We start from the raw sequence: 5,170 nt of genomic DNA on the forward strand, positions 1-5,170 counted from the left end.
AAAAAAGTTTCAAAAAAGTGTTGACAAGCAGTTGAAGAAATGATAAACTAAGATAGTTGTCGCGCAAGAGCGATAAGAACAAGACCTTTGAAAATTAAAGAAGACGAACCAAACGTGCAGGGTGATTTATCTAAGGATAGATCGTCAATGACAAAACAAAAACAATAAAACGGAAAGCTAGTGATAGCTTGAGTTTGAATCAAAACTTTTTATGAGAGTTTGATCCTGGCTCAGGACGAACGCTGGCGGCGTGCCTAATACATGCAAGTGGAACGCACTTATCTCACCGGAGCTTGCTCCACCGAGATAAGTGAGTCGCGAACGGGTGAGTAACGCGTAGGTAACCTGCCTCATAGCGGGGGATAACTATTGGAAACGATAGCTAATACCGCATAACAACATTTATCGCATGGTAGATGTTTGAAAGGAGCAATTGCTTCACTATGAGATGGACCTGCGTTGTATTAGCTAGTTGGTGGGGTAACGGCTCACCAAGGCTTCGATACATAGCCGACCTGAGAGGGTGATCGGCCACACTGGGACTGAGACACGGCCCAGACTCCTACGGGAGGCAGCAGTAGGGAATCTTCGGCAATGGGGGCAACCCTGACCGAGCAACGCCGCGTGAGTGAAGAAGGTTTTCGGATCGTAAAGCTCTGTTGTAAGAGAAGAACTGTGAGAAGAGTGGAAAGTTTCTCACTTGACGGTATCTTACCAGAAAGGGACGGCTAACTACGTGCCAGCAGCCGCGGTAATACGTAGGTCCCGAGCGTTGTCCGGATTTATTGGGCGTAAAGCGAGCGCAGGCGGTTTGATAAGTCTGAAGTAAAAGGCTGTGGCTTAACCATAGTACGCTTTGGAAACTGTCAAACTTGAGTGCAGAAGGGGAGAGTGGAATTCCATGTGTAGCGGTGAAATGCGTAGATATATGGAGGAACACCGGTGGCGAAAGCGGCTCTCTGGTCTGTAACTGACGCTGAGGCTCGAAAGCGTGGGGAGCGAACAGGATTAGATACCCTGGTAGTCCACGCCGTAAACAATGAGTGCTAGGTGTTGGGTCCTTTCCGGGACTCAGTGCCGCAGCTAACGCATTAAGCACTCCGCCTGGGGAGTACGACCGCAAGGTTGAAACTCAAAGGAATTGACGGGGGCCCGCACAAGCGGTGGAGCATGTGGTTTAATTCGAAGCAACGCGAAGAACCTTACCAGGTCTTGACATCCCGATGACCGCCCTAGAGATAGGGTTTCTCCTCGGAGCATCGGTGACAGGTGGTGCATGGTTGTCGTCAGCTCGTGTCGTGAGATGTTGGGTTAAGTCCCGCAACGAGCGCAACCCCTATTGTTAGTTGCCATCATTCAGTTGGGCACTCTAGCGAGACTGCCGGTAATAAACCGGAGGAAGGTGGGGATGACGTCAAATCATCATGCCCCTTATGACCTGGGCTACACACGTGCTACAATGGCTGGTACAACGAGTCGCAAGTCGGTGACGGCAAGCTAATCTCTTAAAGCCAGTCTCAGTTCGGATTGTAGGCTGCAACTCGCCTACATGAAGTCGGAATCGCTAGTAATCGCGGATCAGCACGCCGCGGTGAATACGTTCCCGGGCCTTGTACACACCGCCCGTCACACCACGAGAGTTTGTAACACCCGAAGTCGGTGAGGTAACCTTTTAGGAGCCAGCCGCCTAAGGTGGGATAGATGATTGGGGTGAAGTCGTAACAAGGTAGCCGTATCGGAAGGTGCGGCTGGATCACCTCCTTTCTAAGGAAATGGAACCTGTACGTTAGTCTTCTTTAATTTTGAGAGGTCTTGTGGGGCCTTAGCTCAGCTGGGAGAGCGCCTGCTTTGCACGCAGGAGGTCAGCGGTTCGATCCCGCTAGGCTCCATTAACAACGGAAGTTGTTAAGATTTTGTCCATTGAAAATTGAATATCTATCAAACATTCCTGATGTATCTGCAAGGATACATTAAGAAATAGTAACAAGAAAATAAACCGAAAACGCTGTGAATATTTAATGAGTTTTCTAATTTTTAAAAAAATTAGGTTAATAAGGTTAAGTTAATAAGGGCGCACGGTGGATGCCTTGGCACTAGAAGCCGATGAAGGACGTGACAAACGACGAAATGCCTTGGGGAGCTGTAAGTAAGCGATGATCCAGGGGTGTCCGAATGGGGGAACCCGGCAGGTTGATGCCTGTCACTCACTACTGTTAAGGTAGTGTAGAGGAAGACGCAGTGAACTGAAACATCTAAGTAGCTGCAGGAAGAGAAAGCAAAAGCGATTGCCTTAGTAGCGGCGAGCGAAACGGCAGGAGGGCAAACCGAAGAGTTTACTCTTCGGGGTTGTAGGACTGCAATGTGGACTTAAAGAGTATAGAAGAACTACCTGGGAAGGTAGGCCAAAGAGAGTAATAGCCTCGTATTTGAAATAGTCTTTATACCTAGCAGTATCCTGAGTACGGCGAGACACGCGAAATCTCGTCGGAATCCGGGAGGACCATCTCCCAACCCTAAATACTCTCTAGTGACCGATAGTGAACCAGTACCGTGAGGGAAAGGTGAAAAGTACCCCGGAAGGGGAGTGAAATAGAACCTGAAACCGTGTGCCTACAACAAGTTCGAGCCCGTTAATGGGTGAGAGCGTGCCTTTTGTAGAATGAACCGGCGAGTTACGTTATGATGCGAGGTTAAGTTGAAGAGACGGAGCCGTAGGGAAACCGAGTCTGAATAGGGCGCCTTAGTATCATGACGTAGACCCGAAACCATGTGACCTACCCATGAGCAGGTTGAAGGTGCGGTAAGACGCACTGGAGGACCGAACCAGGGCACGTTGAAAAGTGCTTGGATGACTTGTGGGTAGCGGAGAAATTCCAAACGAACTTGGAGATAGCTGGTTCTCTCCGAAATAGCTTTAGGGCTAGCGTCGGCATTAAGAATCTTGGAGGTAGAGCACTGTTTGGATGAGGGGGCCATCTCGGTTTACTGATTTCAGATAAACTCCGAATGCCAAAGATTTATGGTCGGCAGTCAGACTGCGAGTGCTAAGATCCGTAGTCGAAAGGGAAACAGCCCAGACCACCAGCTAAGGTCCCAAAATAATTGTTAAGTGGAAAAGGATGTGGGGTTGCACAGACAACTAGGATGTTAGCTTAGAAGCAGCTATTCATTCAAAGAGTGCGTAATAGCTCACTAGTCGAGTGACCCTGCGCCGAAAATGTACCGGGGCTAAAACAATTTACCGAAGCTGTGGATAACACTTTAGTGTTATGGTAGGAGAGCGTTCTATGTGTGAAGAAGGTATACCGTGAGGAGTGCTGGAACGCATAGAAGTGAGAATGCCGGTATGAGTAGCGAAAGATGGGTGAGAATCCCATCCACCGTAAGACTAAGGTTTCCAGGGGAAGGCTCGTCCGCCCTGGGTTAGTCGGGACCTAAGGAGAGACCGAAAGGTGTATCCGATGGACAACAGGTTGATATTCCTGTACTAGAGTATGAAGTGATGGAGGGACGCAGTAGGCTAACTAAAGCGGGCGATTGGAAGTGCCCGTCTAAGCAGTGAGGTGTGATATGAGTCAAATGCTTGTATCTATAACATTGAGCTGTGATGGGGAGCGAAGTTAAGTAGCGAAGTTAGTGACGTCACACTGCCGAGAAAATCTTCTAGCGTTGTATCATACTCTACCCGTACCGCAAACCGACACAGGTAGTCGAGGCGAGTAGCCTCAGGTGAGCGAGAGAACTCTCGTTAAGGAACTCGGCAAAATGACCCCGTAACTTCGGGAGAAGGGGTGCTGACTTTAGGTCAGCCGCAGTGAATAGGCCCAAGCAACTGTTTATCAAAAACACAGCTCTCTGCTAAATCGTAAGATGATGTATAGGGGGTGACGCCTGCCCGGTGCTGGAAGGTTAAGAGGAGGGTTTAGCGCAAGCGAAGATCTGAATTGAAGCCCCAGTAAACGGCGGCCGTAACTATAACGGTCCTAAGGTAGCGAAATTCCTTGTCGGGTAAGTTCCGACCCGCACGAAAGGCGTAATGATTTGGGCACTGTCTCAACGAGAGACTCGGTGAAATTTTAGTACCTGTGAAGATGCAGGTTACCCGCGACAGGACGGAAAGACCCCATGGAGCTTTACTGCAGTTTGATATTGAGTATCTGTACCACATGTACAGGATAGGTAGGAGCCTAAGAAGTCGGGACGCCAGTTTCGACAGAGGCGCTGTTGGGATACTACCCTTGTGTTATGGCTACTCTAACCCGGTAGGTTTATCATCTACGGAGACAGTGTCTGACGGGCAGTTTGACTGGGGCGGTCGCCTCCTAAAAGGTAACGGAGGCGCCCAAAGGTTCCCTCAGAATGGTTGGAAATCATTCGCAGAGTGTAAAGGTATAAGGGAGCTTGACTGCGAGAGCTACAACTCGAGCAGGGACGAAAGTCGGGCTTAGTGATCCGGTGGTTCCGTATGGAAGGGCCATCGCTCAACGGATAAAAGCTACCCTGGGGATAACAGGCTTATCTCCCCCAAGAGTTCACATCGACGGGGAGGTTTGGCACCTCGATGTCGGCTCGTCGCATCCTGGGGCTGTAGTCGGTCCCAAGGGTTGGGCTGTTCGCCCATTAAAGCGGCACGCGAGCTGGGTTCAGAACGTCGTGAGACAGTTCGGTCCCTATCCGTCGCGGGCGTAGGAAATTTGAGAGGATCTGCTCCTAGTACGAGAGGACCAGAGTGGACTTACCGCTGGTGTACCAGTTGTCTTGCCAAAGGCATCGCTGGGTAGCTATGTAGGGACGGGATAAACGCTGAAAGCATCTAAGTGTGAAACCCACCTCAAGATGAGATTTCCCATAACTTTATGTTAGTAAGAGCCCTGAGAGATGATCAGGTAGATAGGTTGGAAGTGGAAGTGTGGCGACACATGTAGCGGACCAATACTAATCGCTCGAGGACTTATCCTAGATAAGCAAAATTCAACGAAGTCAATATTGACAAGCGTTCGGTTTCTTGTTAGAATATAGATATTCAATTTTGAGTTGACAAGACTCAGTAGTTAAGTGACGATAGCCTAGGAGATACACCTGTTCCCATGCCGAACACAGCAGTTAAGCCCTAGAACGCCTGAAGTAGTTGGGGGTTGCCCCCTGTGAGATACGGTAGTCGCTTAGCGAA

At 49.5% G+C, this 5,170-nt stretch carries 1 tRNA gene and 3 rRNA genes; all 4 read left to right on the forward strand.

The window, feature by feature from the left end:
* Positions 1-207 precede the first annotated feature (207 nt).
* The 4 genes from C1G53_RS08805 to rrf all read left to right on the forward strand — a co-directional run bounded on the left by C1G53_RS08805 (position 208) and on the right by rrf (position 5,167).
* Positions 208-1,764: ribosomal RNA gene (locus C1G53_RS08805) — 16S ribosomal RNA — on the forward strand.
* 52 nt (positions 1,765-1,816) lie between these two features.
* Positions 1,817-1,889: transfer RNA gene (locus tag C1G53_RS08810), tRNA-Ala, on the forward strand.
* Positions 1,890-2,055: 166 nt separating this feature from the next.
* Positions 2,056-4,959: ribosomal RNA gene (locus tag C1G53_RS08815) — 23S ribosomal RNA — on the forward strand.
* Positions 4,960-5,051: 92 nt separating this feature from the next.
* Positions 5,052-5,167 (forward strand): 5S ribosomal RNA (rrf, locus tag C1G53_RS08820).
* The 16S, 23S and 5S rRNA genes sit together here with 1 tRNA gene alongside, the layout of an rRNA operon.
* The last annotated feature ends 3 nt before the right edge of the window (positions 5,168-5,170 follow it).

It is taken from the genome of Streptococcus suis (genome assembly GCF_002960445.1).
Taxonomy (GTDB): Bacteria; Bacillota; Bacilli; order Lactobacillales; family Streptococcaceae; genus Streptococcus; species Streptococcus hyiners.